We start from the raw sequence: 19,235 nt of genomic DNA, 5'->3' as shown, positions 1-19,235 counted from the left end.
GCACCCCGTGCGGGCGACCCGGCGCGCGGGATGCCGCCCCTGGACCGCACCCGGGTGGCGGGCATGGCAGCATCTTCGGGGCAGTGCGACACACGAGGACGATGACCAGATGACCGGGACGGCCGAATTGAACGTGGACGAGGGCCCTCGGCGGCCCGCCACCGACGGTTCCGCCGAACGGCCGGTCGACCTGCGCAACCGGGTACGGGACGCGCACCACACGGGGGAGGCAACGGTGGCCGCACAGCTGCCGCCGGACGACGGCCCGGACCGTCCGGACACACCGGACCGTCCGCCGGAGCCGGACGACGGACCACCGGCCGAGGAGCCGGCCGGCGAGTACCTGGCCGTCGACGAGCCGCTGCTCGCCCCGCGCGCGCACCGGCCGTCCGACCTGCTGAAGTTCCTGGGCGGACTGTTCCTGATCATCCTGGTGTTCGTGCTGGCGCAGGTGGCGGTCTCCACCACCACCGGCATCGAGAAGGACATCACGGTCAACGCCGACCGGATCCCCGGCGTGCTGTCCAAGATCTCCGCCCTGGTCTCCTCCATCGCGGTGCTCACCGTGCCGCTGGCGTTCGCCGTCGAGCGGCTGATCAAGCGCGACGGCCTGCGGGTCGCCGACGGCGTGCTCGCCTCGGTGCTGGCGTACGGCGTCTCGCTGGGCGTCGACTGGTGGGTGGCGGCCAGCGCGCCCGAGGAGATCCGCAACGCGCTGACCCAGTTCCCGCCGGGCGGCGGCGAGACGCTCACCGACCCGGTGCACGGCTACCTGGCGCCGGTGATCGCCTACATGACGGCGGTCGGCATGTCGAGCCGGCCGCGCTGGCGGGTCGCCCTCTGGGTGGTGGTGATCCTCTCCGGCGCGGCCGAACTGATCAACGGCAACACCACCCCGCTGTCCCTGGTGCTGACCGTGCTGATCGGCTGGTCGGTGGCGTACGGCACGCTGTACGCGATCGGCTCGCCGAACATCCGCCCCACCGGGCAGCACCTGATGATCGGCCTGCGCAAGGTCGGCTTCGTCCCGTCCGCCGCGCACCTGGCCCCGCCCGCGCCCGGCGGCACCCGCCGCTACCTGGTCACCCAGCAGACCGGCCCGCTGCTCGACGTCCACATCATCGACCGCGAGCAGCAGGCCTCCGGCTTCTTCTACCGCGCCTGGCGGCGGCTGCGGCTGCGCTCGGTCGCGGTCCGCCGCAGCCCCCAGTCGCTGCGCCAGGCGCTGGAGCAGGAGGCGCTGATCGCGTACGCGGCGGCCGCCTCCGGGGCCCGCGCCCCGCAGCTGGTCGCCACCTCCGAGCTGGGCCCGGACGCCGCGATCCTGGTGTACGAGAACGTGGCCGGCCGGACGCTGGACGACCTCGCCGACGAGGAGGTCACCGACGCGGTGATGGCCTCGTTCTGGGCCTCCGTCTCCACCCTGCACGAGCGCCGGATCGCGCACCGCCGGCTCACCGGCGAGTCCCTGCTGGTGGTCGACGAGCGCACCGGCTGCCTGGTCAACCTCTCCGGCGGCGACATCGCGGCCGGCGACCTGACCCTGCGCATCGACGTCGCCCAGCTGCTCACCACCTTCGCCCTGCGGATCGGCCCGGAGCGCGCGGTGGCCGTCGCCACCGACGTCCTCGGCCCGACCCGGATCGCCGAGGCGCTGCCGCTGCTGCAGCCCGTCGGCCTGAGCCGGCAGACCCGCGGCGACCTCCAGCGGATGACCAAGGAGCGGAAGACCGCCGCCCAGGCGCTCGCCCTCAAGCAGGTCGCCGCGGGCGAGCGCACCCAGCAGCAGGCCGAGGAGGACATCGCCCAGGCCGGCGAGGACCTGCTCGCCAGGATCCGCGCCCAGATCCTGCAGATCGCCCCCGAGGCCCCGCTGGCCCCCGCCAAGCTGGAGCGGCTCAAGCCCAAGACGCTGATCATGGTGGTGGCGCTCACCTTCGCCGCCTACCTGGCCCTGACCACCATCCGGCCGGACCAGTTCAAGGTCTCCCAGATGAACTGGGCCTGGGCCTCGGTCGCGCTGGCCGCCTCGGCGTCCTCGTACGTGGCCGCCGCGATGAGCCTGACCGGCTTCGTCCCGGAGAAGCTCCCGTTCTGGCGCACGGTGGCCGCCCAGCTGGCCGGCTCCTTCGTCAAGCTGGTCGCCCCCGCGGCGGTCGGCGGCATCGCCCTGAACACCCGCTACCTGCAGAAGGCCGGCATCCGCCCGGTCCAGGCCGTCGCCTCGGTCGGCGCCTCCCAGCTGGCCGGGCTCGGCGGCCACCTGATGCTGCTGTTCGCCTTCGGCCTGATCACCGGCTCGCAGACCAACGGGGACCTCGGCGCGTCCCGGGCCGTCATCATCGGCGTGCTCAGCGCCGCCGTGCTGGCCCTGGTGGTGGCCGCGGTCGCCCCGCTGCGCCGCTTCGTGGTGACCCGGGTCCGCTCGCTGCTGTTCGGCGTTATCCCGCGGATGCTCGACCTGATGCAGACCCCCCGCAAGCTGGTCACCGGCTTCGGCGGCATCCTCCTGCTGACGCTCTCCTTCACCGCCTGCCTAGACGCCTCGGTGCACGCCTTCGGCGGCGGCGCCAACGTCACCTACGCGGCCGTCGCGGTGGTCTTCCTCACCGCCAACGCGGCCGGCTCCGCCGTCCCCACCCCCGGCGGCATCGGCCCGGTCGAGATCGCCCTGATCACCGCCCTCACCGTCGCCGGCGTCCCCGCGACGGCCGCCACCCCGGCGGTCTTCCTCTACCGCCTGCTCACCTTCTGGCTCCCGGTCCTGCCGGGCTGGATCGCCTACAACATCCTCCAGCGCAAGAACGCCCTCTAGGTCTGGAGGGAACGGCGAGTCGGTGCTGCCGCAGTGGCCCCGTCAGGGGCCCGGGGAACGGCGGGTCCGTGCTGCCGCAGTGGCCCCGTCAGGGGCCCGGGGAACGGCGGGTCCGTGCTGCCGCAGTGGCCCCGTCAGGGGCCCGGGGAACGGCGGGTCCGTGCTGCGCAGTGGCCCCGTCAGGGGCCCGGGGAACGGCGGGTCCGTGCTGCTGACGGCCGGAGCCCATCGAAGTGTCCGTGCTGCTGCGTGTCCTGAACAGAACCCGAAGCAGACGCGCGCCACGGCAGTGCACCGCCCGCAGCCACGCGCTCGCCGTTCCCCGAGCCCCTGATTTCGCCTCTCGCCGTTCCCCGGGCCCCCGGCGGTGCGCTCCGTCACGGCACCAGCTCCGCGACGATCCGCTCCCACGGCACCGGCGCCAGCCCGAAGGCCTCCCGGGTCGCGGTGTCGTCGACGACGAACGGCCGCTCGAACTGGTACGCCGTCTCGCGGACGGCGCGGATCACCGGGCTGGCCAGCCCGAGCAGGGCCAGCACCGGGCGCGGGATCGCGGTGACCGCCGGGGCGGGCCGGCCCGCCGCCGCGCAGAGGTCGGCGACGACCTGGCGCTGGCTGCGCGGCGGGTTGGAGGGCACGTGCCAGGCCCGGCCCCAGGCGCGCCGGTCGGCGGCGGCGGTGATCAGCAGCCGGGCGGCGTCCTCGGGCGCGGTCCAGCTGTGCGGGGCGTCCGGGTCGCCGAGGACCTGGACGGTGCGGCCGGCCAGCGCGCGCCCGAAGGCCCGGCCGTCCAGCGCGCCGGTGACGCCGCGGCCGAGGTAGTCGGAGCCGCGCACCTCGGTGGCCCGGACGCGCCCGGCCTCGTGCGCGGCCAGCGCCTCGCGCCACATCGCGGCGCGGACCTCGCCCTTGACCGAGTTGGGCCGCAGCGGGCTCTCGGGGCCCATCGGCCCGTCCGGCGCGCCGTAGCCGTACAGGTTGGAGACGGTGGCGAGCACGGCGCCGCTGCGTTCGGCGGCGGTGAGCAGGGACGCGGCGAGCGGCGGCCAGACCCGGGCCCAGCGGTGGTAGGGCGGGTTGGCGCAGTTGTAGAGCGCCGCGGCGCCCGTCGCGGCGGCGCTGAGCGCGTCGGTATCGGCGGCGTCCAGGTGCAGGCGGCGGATGCCGTCGAGCGGGCGGGTGGTGGCGGCGGTGCGGGTGACGACCACGACCTCCTCGCCGCGCTCGGCGAGGAGCCGGGCGGTGGTGGAACCGATCGGTCCGGCGCCGACGACCAGGTGCTTGCTCATGGGAACGCTCCGCTCGGAGTCCGGGAGAACGGTGTTCTCGCTCGCTCCACAGCCTGGCCCCTCGCCGCACCCACTGTCAAGAACGGTGTTCTCTTCCGAGAACGTCGTATTTGAATGTTGCGCCCGTTCTCGTCCACTGGGAGGATGGCCGGCATGCCGAAGGCCCCCACCCCCCGCGAACGGGTCCGCGCCGAGTTCACCCGCGAGATCAAGGACGCCGCCCGCCGCCACCTCGCCGAACACGGGCCGGCCGGGCTCTCCATGCGGACGCTGGCCAAGGACGTGGGCCTGGTCTCCGCCTCCGCGCTGTACCGCTACTACCCGGGCCGGGACGCCCTGCTGACCGCGCTGATTGCCGACGCCTACGACGCGCTGGGCGACGCCGCGGACGCCGCCGCGGACCCCTTCGACGGCGCCGACCACCTGGGCCGGTGGCTGGCCGTCTGCCGGGCCGTCCGGGCCTGGGCGCTGGCCCACCCGCACGAGTTCGCGCTCGTCCACGGCTCCCCCGTGCCCGGCTACACCGCCCCCGAGGACACCACCGGGCCCGGCACCCGGCTGCCGCTGCTGATCGGCCGGCTGTTCCAGGAGGCCGCGGCGGCCGGCGCCTACCGCCCGGTCGGCGACCCGGCCGTCCCCCCGGCGGCCCGGGCCGCGCTCGCCCCGCTGCTGGACCGGCTGCCCCCCGGCACCCCCGACCACCTGGTGGTGTCCGCGCTGGCCGCCTGGAGCGACCTGCTGGGCGCGCTCTCGCTGGAGCTGTTCGGCCACCTGGCCCGGATCACCGCCGACCCGGAGGCGTACTTCGACCACCTGGCGCACCGCACCGGCGCCCTGCTCGGCCTGACCGGCCCGACGGCCCCCTGAACGCACGGGACCGCCCGGCCGGGGAAGTCCCCGACCGGGCGGTCCCGACCGTGCGCGTCCGTCAGTAGACGGGCTTCTCCGGCTCGATCTGGTTGACCCAGCCGATCACGCCGCCGCCCAGGTGCACCGCGTCCGCGAAGCCCGCGGACTTGAGGACCGCGAGCACCTCGGCCGAGCGCACGCCGGTCTTGCAGTGCAGCACGATGCGCTTGTCCTGCGGCAGGTCCTGCAGGGCGTTGCCCATCAGGAACTCGTTCTTCGGGATCAGGCGGGCGCCCGGGATCGAGACGATCTCGTACTCGTTGATCTCGCGGACGTCGATGATGTCGATCGGCTCGCCGTTGTCGATCCACTCCTTGAGCTGCTTGGAGGTGATCGTGGAGCCGACCGCCGCCGCGGAGGCCTCCTCCGAGACGACACCGCAGAACGACTCGTAGTCGATCAGCTCGGTGACGGTCGGGTTCTCGCCGCACACGGCGCAGTTCGGGTCCTTGCGGACCTTCACCGAGCGGTACTGCATCTCCAGGGCGTCGTAGATCATCAGCCGGCCGACCAGCGGCTCGCCGATGCCGGCCAGCAGCTTGATGGCCTCGTTGACCTGGATCGAGCCGATCGAGGCGCACAGCACGCCCAGCACGCCGCCCTCGGCGCAGGACGGGACCATGCCCGGCGGCGGGGCCTCCGGGTAGAGGCAGCGGTAGCAGGGGCCGTGCTCGGCCCAGAACACGCTGGCCTGGCCGTCGAAGCGGTAGATCGAGCCCCACACGTACGGCTTGCCGAGCAGCACCGCGGCGTCGTTCACCAGGTACCGGGTGGCGAAGTTGTCCGTGCCGTCGACGATCAGGTCGTAGCCGGAGAAGATCTCCATCACGTTGTCGTTGTCCAGGCGCTCCTCGTGCAGGACCACCTCGACCAGCGGGTTGATCTCCTTGACCGAGTCCCGCGCGGACTCGGCCTTGGACCGGCCGATGTCGGACTGGCCGTGGATGATCTGGCGCTGCAGGTTCGACTCGTCGACGGTGTCGAACTCGACGATGCCGAGCGTGCCGACGCCGGCGGCGGCCATGTACATCAGGGCCGGGGACCCGAGGCCACCGGCGCCGACGCACAGCACCTTGGCGTTCTTCAGCCGCTTCTGCCCGTCCATGCCCACGTCGGGGATGATCAGGTGGCGGGAGTACCGGCGGACCTCTTCGACGGTGAGCTCGGCGGCGGGCTCGACCAGGGGTGGCAGCGACACGGGGACTCCGATGGTCGTCAGGTTCTGTTCGACTACGCCAACAGTGTCACGTGCCCGGGGTATTCCGAGACAGCAGGTCCAGTGGGTGAGATGCGCCGCACCGGATGCCGAGACTCCGTCACCCCGGGCCAACCCCCCGGTCAGGACCGGCCGTTCCGGATCACACCCGGCAGGCCGTCTCCAGCCAGACGTCCCCCAGCGACTCCTCCAGCGGCACCTGTGTCCGCCATCCGAGACGGTCCCGGGCGGTCCGGACGTCGGCCTGCCGCCACTGCACCGGCTCGGCCACCGTCCGCGCCTCCACCGCCCGCAGCCCCTCCGCGCCCGCCTGCTGGGCGGGCAGCACCACCTGCCGGGCGTCCTCGGTGACGGTGCCCTCGAAGCCGGACGCCCGCACCAGCAGGTGCGCCGCGTCCCGGGCCCGGACGGCGTGGCCGGAACCGATGTTGATCACCCCGGTGGCCGCCGAGACCGCCGCCGCCTGGATCGCCCGCGCCACGTCCCGGACGTCGACGAAGTCCCGGTAGCCGGACAGGTCGGGCATCCGCACCTGGTGCTCGTCCTGCTCCAGCGCCCGCCGCAGGCCCTCCGCCAGCCGCCCGAACAGCGAGGCCGTCGGCGCCCCCGGCCCCACCACGTCGAACACCCGCAGCACCAGCGCGTCCAGCCCCGAGTTCAGCACCAGCTCGGTGCCCGCCAGCTTCGACACCCCGTACGGGCCCACCGGCCGCGGCTCCGCGCTCTCCGGGATCGGCCCGCCGGGCTGCGCCGGGCCGTACTCGGCCGCCGACCCCACGTGCACCAGCCGGGCGGGCTCCCGGCTGCGCCGGATCGCCTCGCAGACCGTCGCCACCGCGAGCGTGTTGGACCGGATCAGGTTCCGCGACGTCCCGTACGTGGCGCCCGCGCAGTTGATCACCACCTGCGCGGCGACCGCGTCCAGGAACCGGGCCAGCGCGCCCGGACTCCCCGCGGCCAGGTCGAACCGGATGTCGGCGGAATCGCCCCGCCCCAGCACGGTCACCTGGAGCCCCTCCTCCGCCAGCAGCCGGTCGGCCACCCGCCGGCCGATGAACCCGTCGGCCCCCAGCAGCAGCACCCTCATCGGGCCCAAGTCCTTCCATCAGGCCCGGCACCCGCCGGGCGGAACGAGATCTGATCGACACTCCGGAACACCCGCACCGCCCGGCCGCCGGCGGCCCGCCGGGCCACCGCGACGGCGCCCCGGCGGCACCGGCCCGGCCGCGGACCGGCCGCACCGGCAAGCGCACCGGCGGCGCAGGCCCGCGACGGACCCGCCCGACGGACGGCAGCCCGACCGCGCGGGCTGCCCGCCGGGCCACCGCGACGACGTCCGCCCCGCGCCCGTCGCCGGTCGGCGGCGCGCTCACCGGTACGCCCCGGTCTGGTGGAGGGCGGCCAGGCGCAGCTGGCCAGCAGCACGGCGGGGCCGAGGGCGGCGGCCGCGAGGCCGCCGGTCGGCGAGGCGCCCAGCCAGTGCGCGGGGCCAGGCAGGGCCAGCACGGCGGCACCGGCCGCCGCGGTGAGGACGGCGACCGCCGCCGCGCCCGGGCGCCCGGCGTCGCGGACCACGGCGGCCAGCAGCGGCAGGGTGCCGAGCACCAGCAGCGCGGCCCAGCCGGTGGCGGGGGCGTCGCGGGCGACGGCCCAGCCGAGTCCGGCGAGTGCGGCCAGCTGCGCCAGCACGGCCAGCGGCAGCGCGAACCGCAGCCGGGAGCGGAACTCCCCCAGCGTGGCGGCCGCACCCTGCCGTTGACCGAACCGGCGCANCCAGGCCGCCACCGCCGCGGCGCTCGCCCCGCCGATCGCGGCGGCGGCCGCGCCCGGGCGGTGGCGGCGAGCAGGGCCAGCAGCAGCCCGGTGCCCGCGCCCTGGCCGAGCCCGGCCCACGGGAACGGCCGCCGCGGCCGCCCGGCGTCCGGGCCCTCGCCTCCCCGCCGACGGCGGACCAGCCGTGCCGGGCCCCGAGCAGGCCCGCGCCCGCGCCCGCGCCGAGCAGGACGGCGAGCGCCCGCCGGGCGGGCCGCCGGGCGCGGCGGCGGGCAGCAGCGGCAGCAGGTGGGCACCGGCGCCGCGCAGGGCGGCCAGCGGCAGGGTGCGCAGCGGTTCGGCGGCGGGCACCGGCTCCCGGGTGGGCGGGCGGCGCGGGACGCGGGCGTACAGCTCCTCGGCGAGGCCGAACACGTCGGCGTGCCGGTAGCGGGCGGCGCCGTCGACGGCCAGGCCGGAGTCCTCCAGCGCGGCGGCGATCTCCAGCGGATCGACCGCCCGTTCGCACAGCTCCCGGTTGGCGTCCAGCAGTTCGCGGACGGGGTCGGCGGGCGCGCCCGTCGCCGCCGCGCCCGGCACCGCCGTCCCGGTCCCGGGCGTGCCGGTCACAGCGCCTCCGCGAGGGCCGGTCCGGCGGCCGTGCGCACGGGCTCCGCGGTCCGGGCGTCCGCGCCGGCCGGCCCGGCCACCCAGTACTCGGCGGGGCGGGCGAACGGCCGGGCCTGGCTGCCGGGGCGGGCCGGGAAGGCCGGGTAGCGGGAGACCAGGTCGAGGTAGATCTCCCGGAAGGCGCCGACCACGGGTTCCACGGCGAAGCGTTCCTGCGCCCGCAGCCGGCCGGCCAGGCCGAGCCGGGAGCGGCGTTCGCGGTCGGTGAGCAGGGCGAGGCAGGCGGCGGCGAGGGCGCGCGGGCTGCGCGGCGGCACCAGCAGGCCGGTGGGACCGAGCACCTCGCGGGCGACGCCGACCTCGGTGGAGACCACGGCCCGGCCGCTGAGCATGGCGTCGGCGAGCGGCCGGGGGCTGCGCTGGGCGAGCGCGCTGAACACCACCGCGCTGCCGGACTCCCAGGCCTCGGCCGAGCCCGCGGGCCGGCCGGCGAACTCGACGGCGTCCCGGACGCCGAGCCGTTCGGCGATCGCGGTGCAGTGCGCGAGGTAGCCGGGGGCGCCCTCCTCGCCGTACATCCGCAGCCGGGCGGCGGGCAGTTCGGCCCGGACCCGGGCGAAGGCGTGCAGCATCAATTCGGGGTCGCGGCCGGGTTCCAGCGCACCCGCCCAGACCAGGGTCGGCGCGGCGGGCTCCTGCCCGGCGGCGGGCCGCTCGGTGGCGGTGGTGCCCTCGTGGACGATCCGGGTGCGGGCGGCCTCGCCGCCGCAGCGCTGCTGCCACCGCCGGTCGTACTCGCTGCCGGGGGTGAGCACGGCGGCCTGCCGGTAGGTCTCCTCGGTGAGCTGCCGGAAGAAGGACAGCAGCAGGGCGCGCACCGGCCAGCGGTACGGGGCGCTGCGGTAGCCGCGGTACTGCTCGCGCAGGTGCAGGCCGTGCTCGGTGACCACGAACGGGACGCCGTGCAGTTCGCGGGCGACCAGCGCGGGCAGCGCGGCCGGCCCGCCGCCGACCACGTGGCACAGGTCGGCGCCGCCGAGCCCGGCCGGGCCGCTGCCGTACCAGGGCGCGGAGAGCGGGCGCAGGCACTGCTCCAGCAGGTCGGCGGCGACCAGCACGTCGCACACCAGCGGCTGGCCGCCGGCGGTGTCGGCGCCGGGCATCCGCCAGATCCGCTCCAGCGCGCGGTGGGCGTGGCCGGAGGCGAGGAACGCGGGCAGCGCCTCGTCCTCCCGCCCGAGCGCGGCCAGCCGGTACAGCGCGGGCCCGAACCCGGCCCGCTCGCCGGGCATCACGAGTGCTCGGACCAGCTCCTCGTACGCCTTGGTGTACGCCCGGCGGCGCAGCGCGGTCGGTCCGCGCCCGGCGGGGCGGCGGCCCCACATGGGCAGTTCGTGGACGCCGTGCAGGCCGCGGACGCCGGTGGGCGGGGCGGGGCGGTCGGCGGGCAGCAGCCGGTAGAGCCGGAACTCGTGCTCGGGCAGGCCGTCGACCAGGCGGCCGCACCAGCCGCCTTCGCCACGCTGCGCGTTGGTGAGGGTGCCCTCGGTGAGCAGAGCGATGCGCACGACGCCTCCAGAGCAGAGCGTTTCCACTGGGTTCACGGCCCTACGACACAGGGGAGTGCGTCCGTGCTCGACGGTCGCCCGGTCGGCGCCCGCTCCCCGCGGCCGCCGCCCTCGCCGTCTCGCCCCCCACACCTGTTCGGTCCGACAACACGACGGTAGAGCGCCGGGCCGAGCCCCCTAGGGGCCCGGCCCGGCTTGCCACACCATCGAGTGAACGCCCGTGACCTCGCGCGTCCCCGCTCCGTTTTCGGCCTTCCGGCCCCGTGCGCCCCGCGTGCGCCCGGCTCAGCCGCGCCGGTCGGCCTCCGCGAGCAGTTCCCGCACCGCGCGGGCGACCGGCTCGGGGTGCTCCAGCATCGCCACGTGCCCGGAGTCGGGCAGCACCAGCAGCCGGGCGTCCCGGAACGCGGCGCAGGCCCGCCGGGCGGAGCGGTAGGAGACCAGCTTGTCCTTGAGCCCGTAGACCAGCAGCACCGGTGCGCAGACCTGCTCGGCCTGCCGCCACAGCGACTGCTCGCCGCGCTCGGTGTACGCGCTGACGATGCCGCGCGCGGACCCGGTCAGCACGGCCAGGGCGTACGGGAGCGCGGCGCGGCGGCGGTACTCGGCGACCGCGCGGGCCCGGCGGTGGGCGGGGATGCCCGCGGGGTCGGCGTAGACCAGGCCGAGCAGGTCGGCGGTGGCCGTCTCCGGGTCGGCGGCCGGGCCGCGGCGGCGGATCAGTTCGGCGACGCCGGGCAGCGCCAGCATCCCGGTGGACCAGGCGGTGCGCTGCGGGGGCACCTCGGGCAGCGCCGGGGAGATCAGGGTGAGGCTGCGCACCAGGTCGGGGCGGAGCGCGGCGAGCCGGACGGCGACCGCGCCGCCGAGCGAGTTGCCGAACAGGTGGACCGGGCCGCGGCCGGTCTCCTCCAGGTACCCGATGACGGCGCGGACGTGCCCGGAGAGGGACAGGTTGCCGTCCAGCGGCGGGGCGGAGTGGCCGAAGCCGGGCAGGTCGACGGCCTCGCCGTCGACGTCGTCGGCGAGCAGGTCGAGCAGTTCGAGCCAGTTGTCGGCCGAGCCGCCGAGGCCGTGCACGAACAGGGCGGGCGGCAGGCCGTCGCGGGGTTCGGAGTGCCGGCTGACGGCCAGGGCCGCCCCGGGCACCTCGACGGTGCGGTGCGGCTCCAGGGCGGCGAGGGGGTGCTGGGAGGCGCTCATGGAGCACGATGGTAGTGAGCCCCGGGCCCGCCGCCACGGCCGGTCACGGGCCCGTACTGCCCCCGTCACGGGGCCGTCTCGACCCGTGGACAGCGGGGGCCCGGGTCGTATTGTGGGGTCCCGACAAGGGCGGTTGTGCGCTTTACTCGGCTTCACCCGCGCGCGAGCGGGTTACCGAAAAGTAGAATCAATCACCCCGCCAGTCCATCGCAGACCGTGAAGTGAGGAGCGCCGTGACGGCCATCCAGGAGGCGCAGGAGCGCCCGCGCGGTGCCCGCCTGCCGCGAAGCGCCCGCCGTGAACAACTGCTCGGAGCCGCCCAGGAGGTGTTCGTCGCCCAGGGCTACCACGCCGCCGCCATGGACGACATCGCCGAGCGGGCCGGCGTCAGCAAGCCGGTGCTGTACCAGCACTTCCCGGGCAAGCTCGAGCTCTACCTCGCGCTGCTCGACAAGCACTGCGACGCCCTGGTGGACGGCACCCGGGCCGCGCTGGAGGCGACCAGCGACAACAAGCAGCGCGTCGCCGCGACCATGGAGGCGTACTTCCACTACGTCTCCAGCGAGTCGGGCGCGTTCCGGCTGGTCTTCGAGTCGGACCTGACCAACGACCCGGCGGTGCGCGAGCGGGTCGACCGGGCCACCGACCTGAGCGCCACCCTGGTCTCCAAGGTGATCGCCGAGGACACCGACCTGCCCGAGGCCGAGGCCAAGCTGCTCGCGGTCGGCGTCTGCGGCCTGGCCCAGATCACCGCCCGCTACTGGCTCACCCAGGACGGCGAGATCCCGCGCGACGAGGCCGTCCGGCTGGTCGCCAGCCTGGCCTGGCGCGGCCTGAAGGGCTTCCCGATGCACCCCGCCCAGGAGGGCTCCGCCGAGCAGGCCGACTGACCCGGGATTCGGCCCTGAGCGGACCGGCCCCCGACCTTCGCCCTCCGGCCGGGTTGCTGCCTTAAGGTGATGCCCGTACGGCGCGCCCACCGCGAACGGCGGTCGGGGCGCGCGCGGCCAGCTACCGGAGGGACGGAAGCCGTGGAGGTCAAGATCGGGGTGCAGAACGCGAACCGGGAGATCGTCCTGGAGAGCGCGCAATCTGCCGAAGAGGTCGCGGACGCGGTCGCCAAGGCCCTGGACGGCACCAGCAAGCTGTTCACCCTGGTCGACGAGCACGGCCGCCGGGTGCTGGTTCCGGCCGAGCGCCTCGCGTACGTCGAGATCGGCGAGCCGTCCGTCCGCAAGGTCGGTTTCGGCACGCTCTGACGTCCGTGCCGCGGCGCCCCGTTCCCCCGCCCGGGGGGACGGGGCGCCGTGCTGTGCGTACCCGCAGGCCCGGGCGGGTAGGCGGTTGCTGCCGCAGCGTCGCACGTACCGGGAGGCAGCCGTGTGGGAGACGATCACGTCCGTCCTGATCGGGCTGGCCGTCGGGATCGGCGCCCTGCTGGTCCGGCCCGACCTGTACCCGGGCCCGCGCGCGCTGCCGGTGGGCACCGCGCTGGTCTCCGCGGTGCTGGCCGGCCGGATCAGCCACTACGTGATGGACGGGCACGCGCCGCTGGTCCAGCTGGCGATCTCCGCCGCCGCGTCGGTCCTGCTGGTCTCGGTGCCGGCCCGCCCGGACCTGCGGCCCGGGCGCCGCGGGCGGCACCGGCACGCCTGAGCCGTCCGGGCCCGCCCCGGCCCTAGGAGGCCAGGCCCAGCGCCGCCATCCGCTTGGTGTGCGTCTCGGTGATCCGGTTGAACATCTTGCCGACCTCGACCAGGTCGAAGCCGCGCACCCGGGCCCCGCCGACCAGCAGGTTGGACAGCGCGTCGCGCTCGGCGACCACCCGCTGCGCCTGGCTGAGCGCCTCGCCCATCAGCCGCCGCCCCCACAGCGCGAGCCGCCCGCCGACCCGCGGGTCCTCGGCGATCGCCTGCCGCACCCGCTCGACCGCGAACTCGGCGTGCCCGGTGTCGGACATCACCCGCAGCACCAGGTCCCGGGTGTCGTCGTCGAGCCGGACGGCCACCTCGCGGTAGAAGTCGGTGGCGATCGCGTCGCCCACGTACGCCTTGACCAGGCCCTCCAGCCAGTCGGACGGGGCGGTCATCCGGTGGAAGTTCTCCAGCGGCTCGACGAACGGCTCCATCACCGCGACCGGGTCGGCGCCGACCTCGGCCAGCCGGTCGTGCAGCAGCTGGTAGTGCTGGAACTCGGCGGAGGCCATCCGGGCCAGCGCGGCCTTCTCCTCGATGCCGGGGGCGAACTTGGCGTCCTCGGCGAGCCGCTCGAAGGCGCTGAGCTCGCCGTACGCGAGCGCGCCGAGCAGGTCCAGCACGGCCGCCCGGTAGTGCGGGTCGGCGGCCCGGGCCGCCCAGGGCCCGATCGAGTCGGTGAGCTCGTCACCGGGTTCCGGAGTCTCCATGGCACCGACCTTAGTGCTCCCGGCGGCCCCGTCGGGCCGCCCGCAGGGCCCCCGGCGACCGGCCGCGGCCGGTCGGAGTAGCGACCGTCACGTGTTCGAGTCGTCGCTTGACTGTATGGTAGGTGGTGAGGCCAGGTGTAGACCGGCGCGGCCCGTCCGTTCGACGGCAGGCCGCGAGGTCGTGCCGGCGGCGTTCCGCCGCCCGGTGCAGCACCCGGCGCTCACGTACGCGGATGCCCGGTCGGAGACCCGATCGGCTCCGACCTGGCCCGAGCCTCGGGCCCAGGCACCGCATCAGGCCGAGCGAGGGCCGCCGCGGATCGCGCCGACAGCGCGCCGCACGACCCGTCAACGGGACGCCCTCCCCCCGCGCCGCCCGCCCGACGCGCCCCGCACGGGGCTGCCCGGGTACGGCAGGACGCGTTCGGGCTCGGCCCTCCACACGGAAGAGGCAGCACCCTGTCCAGCACGACTGAACCCGTCAAGCAGACGTTCCGCGATCTCGGGATCCTCGCGGAGACCGCCGAGGCCCTGGAGGCCGTCGGCATCGTCCACCCCTTCCCGATCCAGGAGATGACCCTGCCGGTCGCGCTGAGCGGCCACGACGTCATCGGCCAGGCCAAGACCGGCACCGGCAAGACCCTCGGCTTCGGCCTCCCACTGATCGAGCGGGTCGTGGTCGCCGCCGACGTCGCCGCCGGCCGGGCCACCGCCGAGCAGCTCTCCGAGAGCCCGCAGGCGCTCATCGTCGTCCCCACCCGCGAGCTGTGCACCCAGGTCACCAACGACCTGCAGACCGCCGGCAAGGTCCGCGACGTCCGCGTCCTCGCCGTGTACGGCGGCCGCGCCTACGAACCGCAGGTCGAGGCCCTGAAGAAGGGCGTGGACATCGTGGTCGGCACCCCCGGCCGCCTGCTCGACCTGGCCGGGCAGCGCAAGCTGGACCTGTCCCGGGTCCGCGCGCTGGTCCTGGACGAGGCCGACGAGATGCTCGACCTCGGCTTCCTGCCGGACGTCGAGAAGATCATCACCATGCTGCCCGCCAAGCGGCAGACCCTGCTCTTCTCGGCCACCATGCCCGGCCAGGTCATCTCGCTGGCCCGCCGGTACATGAGCCAGCCCACCCACATCCGCGCCGCCGCTCCGGACGACACCGGCACCACCGTCGCCAACATCGAGCAGCACATCTTCCGCGCGCACTCGCTCGACAAGGTCGAGATGGTGTCCCGCATCCTCCAGGCCGACGGCCGCGGCCTGGCGATGATCTTCTGCCGCACCAAGCGCACCGCCGCCGACGTGGCCGAGCAGCTCACCAAGCGCGGCTTCGCGGCCGGCGCGGTGCACGGCGACCTCGGCCAGGGCGCCCGCGAGCAGGCGCTGCGCGCCTTCCGCAACGGCAAGGTCGACGTCCTGGTCTGCACCGACGTCGCCGCCCGCGGCATCGACGTCGAGGGCGTCACGCACGTCATCAACTACCAGTGCACCGACGACGAGAAGACCTACCTGCACCGGATCGGCCGCACCGGCCGGGCCGGCGCCTCGGGCACCGCCGTCACCCTGGTCGACTGGGACGACATCCCGCGCTGGCAGCTCATCAACAAGGCGCTGGAACTGCCGTTCAACGACCCGGAGGAGACCTACTCCAGCTCGCCGCACCTCTACGAGCTGCTGCGCATCGCCCCCGGCACCAAGGGCGTCCTGCCGCGCTCCGAGCGCACCCGGGCCGGCCTGGCCGCGGAGGAGGTCGAGGACCTCGGCGAGACCGGCGGCCGCGGCGGCCGCGGTCGGGGCGGGCGCGACACCAAGGACGCCCGCGACACCCGGGACGCCCGCGGCGGCCGGGCGGCGCCCCGAGAGCCCGGCTCCGGCCGAGCGCCCGTCCCGCCGCTCCCGCGAGCGCCGCCGCACCCGCGGCGGCAGCGCCGCCGCGGCCGTGGCGCCCGAGACGGCGCAGCAGGTCGAGCAGTCGCAGCCGGCCGCCACCGGCCCGGCGAGCGCCCCGGCGGAGGGCCGCAGCCCGCGCCGCCGCAACCGCAACCGCCGCGGCGGTGCGGCCGCGGCCGTCGAGGCCGCCGCCGTCCCGACGCCGGTGGAGGCCCAGGTCGAGGCCCAGGTCGAGGCGCCCGCCCCCGCCCCGTGGTGGAGGCCCCGGCCGCCGAGGCCCCGGCCCGCACCCCGCGCAAGCGCACCCGCAAGGCCGCCCCGGCCGTGGAGGGCGCCACCGAGGCCCCCGCCCCGGTCGCCGCCGCCGCTGCAGTCGTCGCGGAGCCGGTGGCCGCCGAGCCGGTCATCCGCTCCCGGACGCCGCAGCAGCGGGCCGTCCGCAAGCCGGTCACTTCCCTGGTGACCCCCGCCGAGGAGCAGGCCGCCCCGGCCCCGCGCAAGCGCACCGCCAAGAAGGCCGCCGCCCCCGTGGCGGAGGCCCCGGTGGTCGAGGCTCCGGTGGTCCAGGCCCCCGTGGTCGAGGCTCCGGTGACGGCGGCCCCGACCGAGGAGACCGCTGCCCCGGCCCCGCGCAAGCGGGCCGTCAAGAGGGCCGTGGCCGCCACCGAGACCCCGGTAGAGGAGGCCGCCACCCCGGCGCCCCGCAAGCGGGCCGTCAAGAAGGCCGTAGCCACCAACGAGACCCCGGCCGAGGAGGCCGCCGCCCCGGCGCCGCGCAAGCGCACCACCAAGAAGGCCGCCGCCACCGTCGCGGAGGCCCCCGTCGAGGAGGCTCCGGCCGAGGAGGCCACCGCCGCCGCCCCGGCCCCGCGCAAGCGCACCGTCAAGAAGGCCGTGGCCGCCGCCGAGACCCCGGCCGAGGAGACCGCCACCGCCCCGGCGCCGCGCAAGCGGGCCGTCAAGAAGGCGGCCGCCGCCGAGGAGATCCCGGCCCCGCGCCGGACCCGCAAGGCCGTCGAGCAGTAACCGCACCACCACCCCGCAGGGGAGGGCCGACACCACGTCGCCCCTCCCCTGCGGCGTTCCCGCCCTCCGCGAAGCCACGAAGCCGGGGACACGAAGGAAATAACCGCCGGCCCGCCGCGCGCACCGCCCCGCGGCCCTCCCGTGCCGGGGGCGCTGTTCGCCGTAGGGTGGCCCCCGAGACGTCGGGTGACCGGAGACGAGGGGCCGCAGCGGATGAGTACGCCGCCGTTCTTGAAGTTGCCGTCGTGCGCGCAGGCGGTGCGGGTGGCGGGGTTGGCCGCGCTGTGGGGGGAGCCGGCGGGGGCGGTGCGGGGGACGGCGCTGCTGGTGCCGGGGTTCACCGGGAGCAAGGAGGACTTCATCGCGCTGCTGGAGCCGCTCGCCGAGGCGGGTTTCCGGACCGTCGCGGTGGACCAGCGCGGCCAGTACGAGTCCGGCGGCCCGGACGACCCGGCGGCGTACACCGTCCCGGCGCTGGGGGCGGACGTGCGGGCGGTGACGGCCGGGCTGGGGGTGACGGGGCCGGTGCACCTGCTGGGGCACTCCTTCGGGGGGCAGGTGGTGCGGGAGGCGGTGCTCGCGGACCCGGACGACCTGCCGTGGCGGTCGCTGACCCTGATGTCGACCGGGCCGGGGCCGATCGATCCGGCGGAGGCGGCGCGGACGGCGATGCTGCTGGAGGCGCTGGACTCGATGGACCTGGAGTCGATCTGGCAGGTGATGCAGCAGCTGGAGGGCGAGCGGGTGCCGCCGCTGGACCCGGAGGTCGCGGAGTTCCTGCACCGCCGCTGGGTGGCCAACCGCCCGCAGGGGCTGCGGGCGGCGGCGGCGCACCTGATGTCGGCGCCGGACCGGGTGGCGGAGCTGGCGGCGGTGCGCCTGCCGAAGCTGGTGCTGTCCGGGGAGCGGGACTACGCCTGGCCGGTCGCGGAGCAGGCCGGGATGGCGGCCCGGCTGGACGCGGCCCGGCTGGTGGTGCCCGGCTCGGGCCACTCCCCCAACGCGGAGCGGCCGGCCGAGACGGCGGCGGCGCTGGCCGCGTTCTGGTCGGCCTGAGCGGTCCGTCCCACCGGCGGCGGTCCGGCCCCGGGCCGGGCCACCGGCGGGACTCCTGACGGCCGCTCAGAAGTCGGCCCCGGTTTTCACGCGACAAGAATCGTTAGCTCGGGTAATATTTGATTTCGTCCGGGATCGACACCCTCCGACGGCCGCACCCTCCTCCGGCCGCCGAAACCACGGATTTACCGGTGGGCAACCACCGGGAAGCAGCGTCGCGGCACAGTGGGTCATCGGGGCACTTCAGCCTCCCTCTAGTGCCGCAAGGGAAAGTGCCGCTGAACGAGTCCTGCCTGAGAGTGGGGGGAGCGACGGGTGACTGCACCTGCCGGACGTCCGACCCAGCCAGCGCCGACGGGCCACCGCCTGGTGGTCGACCGTAGGCCGAGTCCGCCTCGGACCCCGAGGACGGGAAGGGAGAGACCCATGCGTTTCGAGATTCTGCGCCTGGACCACGCGGGGACGGAGACCGATCGGCTGATCGCCGACGCGGAGACCGTGTCCGAGTACCTGAAGGCCGCCGCACAGACCGGCGAGCGCCTGTACATCCGGCCGTGCAAGGCCGTGTGAGCGGACGCGGACGCACCTCCGAGTCGTCCGACGTTCCGATACCCGGCTGACGCCCCGTCACCGCAGGAGACCCCTGGGACGACGGGGCGTCAGTGTGTTCGGACGCCGCCACCTGCGGGGGTTTGACGGGGGCCCCGCCGGGACATCACCTCTGCCGGACCCGGGCCGTTGCCGGGGCGGCTCGTGACGCACTCCTTACGGGTGATCGTCCTTGACGCAGCAGTCCGGAGGGAGGACCGTTGTCGGTTATGAGGGGCGAGCCAAGCTGCCCGAGGTGCGCCGGTCGGGTCCGCGCCCCCGGCCTCTTCTCCGACACCTGGCAGTGCGATCTGCACGGTGCCGTGCACCCGATGCAGCCGGTGCTGCCCCCGAGCATCGAGGCCCTGAACGTGGCGGTGAACCGCTCGCAGGTGCCGGTCTGGCTGCCCTGGCCGCTGCCGGTGGGCTGGCTGTTCACCGGGATCGCGCACGCCGGTGACGACCTGTCGGGCGCCCGCGCCACCGCCGTCGCCTGCGCCGGTCCGGCCCCGCTGGGCGGGTTCGGCGAACTGGTGCTGGTGGCCGAGGAGCTGGGCATCGGCCTGGGCGCCCGCTACGCGGGGCTGGACGGGCCGGACCCGGGCGATTCGGTGGCGCTGTACAAGCCGGCCGACGCCAAGCTGATGGCGGCGGGCCGGCCGACCCCGATGTTCCACGTGCCGGGCGCGCCGGACGACCGGGCGGTGTACGTCGGCGAGGCGCGCGGCCTGTGGCTGTGGGCGATCGCCTGGCCCGAGCAGTCGGCGCTGCTGATGCACGACGAACTGGTGCTGACCGACCTGCGGGACGCGGGCGCCGAGCTGGGCCTGCTGCCCTGCGGGGCGCTCACCCCCCGGCTGCTGGGCTGACCGGCCCGACCGCACCGCCCGCCGCA

General features: G+C 75.7%; 16 protein-coding genes. 9 read left to right on the top strand and 7 right to left on the bottom strand.

Annotated features, from left to right (window positions below; translation table 11 throughout):
- Window positions 1-109: 109 nt before the first annotated feature.
- Complete coding sequence (locus tag HUT16_RS22430) at window positions 110-2,815, top strand: lysylphosphatidylglycerol synthase transmembrane domain-containing protein (protein WP_254897937.1); 2,706 nt, start codon at window positions 110-112, stop codon at window positions 2,813-2,815.
- Window positions 2,816-3,192: 377 nt separating this feature from the next.
- Here HUT16_RS22430 and HUT16_RS22425 read toward each other — a convergent pair whose 3' ends face one another.
- On the bottom strand, window positions 3,193-4,104 hold the full coding sequence (locus tag HUT16_RS22425) for an NAD-dependent epimerase/dehydratase family protein (RefSeq protein WP_176189898.1): 912 nt from the start codon (window positions 4,102-4,104) through the stop codon (window positions 3,193-3,195).
- Window positions 4,105-4,257: 153 nt separating this feature from the next.
- Between HUT16_RS22425 and HUT16_RS22420 the strand changes: the two genes are divergently transcribed.
- Window positions 4,258-4,971, top strand: a complete 714-nt coding sequence (locus HUT16_RS22420) for a TetR/AcrR family transcriptional regulator (protein ID WP_176189897.1) — start codon at window positions 4,258-4,260, stop codon at window positions 4,969-4,971.
- A gap of 61 nt (window positions 4,972-5,032) precedes the next feature.
- On the opposite strand, the gene moeZ is transcribed toward HUT16_RS22420, so the two are convergent.
- The 5 genes from moeZ to HUT16_RS22395 all read right to left on the bottom strand — a co-directional run bounded on the left by moeZ (window position 5,033) and on the right by HUT16_RS22395 (window position 11,382).
- Window positions 5,033-6,211, bottom strand: a complete 1,179-nt coding sequence (gene moeZ / locus HUT16_RS22415) for an adenylyltransferase/sulfurtransferase MoeZ (protein WP_176189896.1) — start codon at window positions 6,209-6,211, stop codon at window positions 5,033-5,035.
- Window positions 6,212-6,371: 160 nt separating this feature from the next.
- On the bottom strand, window positions 6,372-7,316 hold the full coding sequence (locus tag HUT16_RS22410; protein WP_176189895.1) for an NAD(P)-dependent oxidoreductase: 945 nt from the start codon (window positions 7,314-7,316) through the stop codon (window positions 6,372-6,374).
- Complete coding sequence (locus HUT16_RS38465; protein ID WP_176189894.1) at window positions 7,313-8,611, bottom strand: hypothetical protein; 1,299 nt, start codon at window positions 8,609-8,611, stop codon at window positions 7,313-7,315. The genes HUT16_RS22410 and HUT16_RS38465 overlap by 4 nt, the downstream gene beginning before the upstream one ends.
- Window positions 8,608-10,179, bottom strand: coding sequence for a DUF3492 domain-containing protein (locus HUT16_RS22400; RefSeq protein ID WP_176189893.1), 1,572 nt, complete (start codon window positions 10,177-10,179; stop codon window positions 8,608-8,610). Before HUT16_RS22400 ends, HUT16_RS38465 begins: the two co-directional genes overlap by 4 nt.
- A 285-nt stretch (window positions 10,180-10,464) precedes the next feature.
- A complete protein-coding gene (locus HUT16_RS22395) occupies window positions 10,465-11,382 on the bottom strand; it encodes an alpha/beta fold hydrolase (RefSeq protein WP_176189892.1) in 918 nt (305 codons plus the stop codon).
- 233 nt (window positions 11,383-11,615) lie between these two features.
- Between HUT16_RS22395 and HUT16_RS22390 the strand changes: the two genes are divergently transcribed.
- From HUT16_RS22390 to HUT16_RS22380, 3 genes are all read left to right on the top strand, one after another.
- Window positions 11,616-12,272, top strand: a complete 657-nt coding sequence (locus tag HUT16_RS22390) for a TetR/AcrR family transcriptional regulator (RefSeq protein WP_176189891.1) — start codon at window positions 11,616-11,618, stop codon at window positions 12,270-12,272.
- Between the two features lie 141 nt (window positions 12,273-12,413).
- The gene (locus tag HUT16_RS22385; RefSeq protein WP_030459953.1) at window positions 12,414-12,641 is read left to right on the top strand and encodes a DUF3107 domain-containing protein; all 228 of its coding nucleotides are present in this window, start codon (window positions 12,414-12,416) and stop codon (window positions 12,639-12,641) included.
- 121 nt (window positions 12,642-12,762) lie between these two features.
- Window positions 12,763-13,038 carry a hypothetical protein gene (locus HUT16_RS22380; RefSeq protein ID WP_176189890.1) on the top strand — a complete coding sequence of 92 codons (276 nt, stop codon included), beginning with the start codon at window positions 12,763-12,765 and terminating at the stop codon, window positions 13,036-13,038.
- Between the two features lie 22 nt (window positions 13,039-13,060).
- On the opposite strand, the gene HUT16_RS22375 is transcribed toward HUT16_RS22380, so the two are convergent.
- The gene (locus tag HUT16_RS22375) at window positions 13,061-13,786 is read right to left on the bottom strand and encodes a ferritin-like fold-containing protein (protein WP_176189889.1); all 726 of its coding nucleotides are present in this window, start codon (window positions 13,784-13,786) and stop codon (window positions 13,061-13,063) included.
- 573 nt (window positions 13,787-14,359) lie between these two features.
- On the opposite strand from HUT16_RS22375, the gene HUT16_RS22370 reads away from it, so the two are divergent.
- The 4 genes from HUT16_RS22370 (at window position 14,360) to HUT16_RS22355 (ending at window position 19,209) form a co-directional block, all read left to right on the top strand.
- Window positions 14,360-16,696 (top strand): DEAD/DEAH box helicase, encoded by a 2,337-nt coding sequence (locus HUT16_RS22370; RefSeq protein WP_368662706.1) that lies wholly within the window; start codon window positions 14,360-14,362, stop codon window positions 16,694-16,696.
- Between the two features lie 213 nt (window positions 16,697-16,909).
- Window positions 16,910-17,752, top strand: coding sequence for an alpha/beta fold hydrolase (locus HUT16_RS22365; RefSeq protein ID WP_176189888.1), 843 nt, complete (start codon window positions 16,910-16,912; stop codon window positions 17,750-17,752).
- 426 nt (window positions 17,753-18,178) lie between these two features.
- The gene (locus HUT16_RS22360; protein WP_162869915.1) at window positions 18,179-18,322 is read left to right on the top strand and encodes a hypothetical protein; all 144 of its coding nucleotides are present in this window, start codon (window positions 18,179-18,181) and stop codon (window positions 18,320-18,322) included.
- 248 nt (window positions 18,323-18,570) lie between these two features.
- Entirely contained in the window at window positions 18,571-19,209 is a 639-nt protein-coding gene (locus HUT16_RS22355) for a DUF6758 family protein (protein WP_176189887.1), read from the top strand.
- Window positions 19,210-19,235 lie beyond the last annotated feature (26 nt).

The sequence above is a fragment of the Kitasatospora sp. NA04385 genome (assembly GCF_013364235.1).
GTDB lineage: Bacteria > Actinomycetota > Actinomycetes > Streptomycetales > Streptomycetaceae > Kitasatospora.
The sequence above is the reverse complement of the archived record's forward strand: the minus strand, read 5'-3'. Positions and strand labels throughout refer to the sequence as shown.